Origin of the sequence: Helicobacter sp. MIT 11-5569 (assembly GCF_000765695.2) — a bacterium.
GTDB lineage: Bacteria > Campylobacterota > Campylobacteria > Campylobacterales > Helicobacteraceae > Helicobacter_D.
Map to the genome: position 1 here is coordinate 1 of NZ_JRPB02000033.1, position 2008 is coordinate 2008.

2 protein-coding genes and 1 pseudogene are annotated in these 2008 nt (G+C 29.2%); all 3 read right to left on the minus strand.

Features of this window, described 5'->3' with window-relative positions:
* Positions 1-354 (minus strand): annotated as a pseudogene (locus LS70_RS09785) (hypothetical protein); the annotation flags it as partial.
* A gap of 274 nt (positions 355-628) precedes the next feature.
* Positions 629-910, minus strand: coding sequence for a hypothetical protein (locus LS70_RS09790; RefSeq protein ID WP_034291446.1), 282 nt, complete (start codon positions 908-910; stop codon positions 629-631).
* 416 nt (positions 911-1326) lie between these two features.
* Positions 1327-2008: tlde1 domain-containing protein (locus LS70_RS09795; protein WP_138109447.1), on the minus strand; the 682-nt coding region annotated here is incomplete at its 5' end.

Here is a 2008-nt window from a genome sequence, read left to right on the forward strand (position 1 = left end):
TATCTTACTCCTATCCTCATCATCACAATATGAGCCAAAATCAATATAACCTGCTAGGAAGAGTTGTCCTATGACATTAATGTATTCGCTAATATAAGTGGGATTAGGGTCGTTGTCTGTTATTTCGTTATTTATGTTCAAATAATGTATAGGCATAAAGTGGGAATCACATTCACCTATGGATACCCGATCCAAAGCGATATGCTCAAAATATTCTAAAATATCAGTTTTTGTGATATTTGGGATTTGTAAAAATAATTCCATTTCCCAAAACTCATCATCTTTCCCATATTCAAAATCATCAAAATCAGGAAACAATGAACCATATTTATGTATCACTTTACCAATCGCCATCTTCTTTTACCTTGTTGTGGATTTTTTTATTACCTATTTCTATGGTTGAACCACCAGATCCTGCTCTTAATGATTCCATCTTATGAGCGCATAAAATAAGATATATAAAATAAGATACATTAAAGAACACAAAAAACCAAAATAAATAATTTTTTTATTGTTTTTTAATAGTCCATAAATCCCAAGAGTTGATAAAATTATAAGAATAAAATTAATAGTGTAATGCAATTCTATATTAGATAAATCCATAGCCTTCGAAAAAGATGATTTTATGTTAAAAAACTGAAAAGTAATCTCGAAAAAAAAAGAAATAAGAAACAAGTAAAAAAGATAAAACAAAATACTTATAGATAATATTTTTATAAAATATTTCTACAATAACACTCAATATACCCAATATACCAATTATTAAAAAGAATTGGGACATAAAATCACCAAGCAAGTGGTTTGCAATCCCTTTACTTGAACTCATTGCACCGTAAAGCAACAAGCTAATATTGGTTACCCAAAACAAAGCAATAAAAGCTTTAAAGGCTGTTTGCCAAGTGAGTTTCATTGATTTCTCCTTAATCTATTGGTTAGCAATATTTGGTATAAAAAGAATCATCGCATTCTACCTCCCAAATAAAAATTTTTCTACAATACTAAATGGTAAAAGCATATTACACAAAATAAAATATATAAAAATTATTATACGAAGTTTAATGTATTTGTATGCTATACACAATAAAATAGCAAACAAACAAATTAAAATGCTTTGATAAACAATAAATATATGTTTAGAAACTTCTATTTCTGTTTGCAATAATCCCCATAGATTGTCGTTATTTACAAGAGTTATATTATTCACAGATGCAAAACACAAATTGGCACATGATAAAATAATAGCAAAGAATCTCCATTTGGGTAAAAAAATAAAAATGAGTATTGGCACAAAGATAAAAACATTCCACAAAATTATAGCAAAATCAATCATTGTTTAGCCTCGCATTGTTTTATCAAACCCAATAGATTATCCGAACATTCCATAATGGCATTATCATACTTCACCGCTAAAGGAATTTTGGTTATATTTAATTTTTTGCTATACTCTATAAGATTTTCAAAGAATAACTCATTTCTATCCCATAAATCTATACAACCTGCACTACCAGCACTCCAGTCACCATGGATATAAAATCCATCTCTCCCATAAGTTTCTTGGTTATTTAATTCTATGGGAACATTTTTATCACCCCAACCATATTGTCTATCTAAACGATATGATGGAACACTAGAAATCTTATTAATTTCTATATAATATTCTCCCTCAGGTATAGGTCCTTCATTTTTTAGCATTTGCCTTTCTTTTTCATAGGTAAAATAATGCTTTCCATTATCTTTTTTAGGTCTGCCACTAACTGCTTGAAAAGAGATTCTTTGCACCTCTTTATCATCTTTATTGATAATGATTGTCAAAAGTTTGCCATTGAAGTGTAGAGAAATACTGCTTCTATACCCCTTTGTTTCTCCTACATTTCTTGCCTTTCTCCCCACCTCTACTTTCTTATTAACTTTACTACTCTTCTTTATTTCTCCTATCCCTTCCCATTGTTCTCTTTGATATTCTATCTTAGGAGAAGGATTAGATGGTAGTTTGAGTGGAGAGAATTTA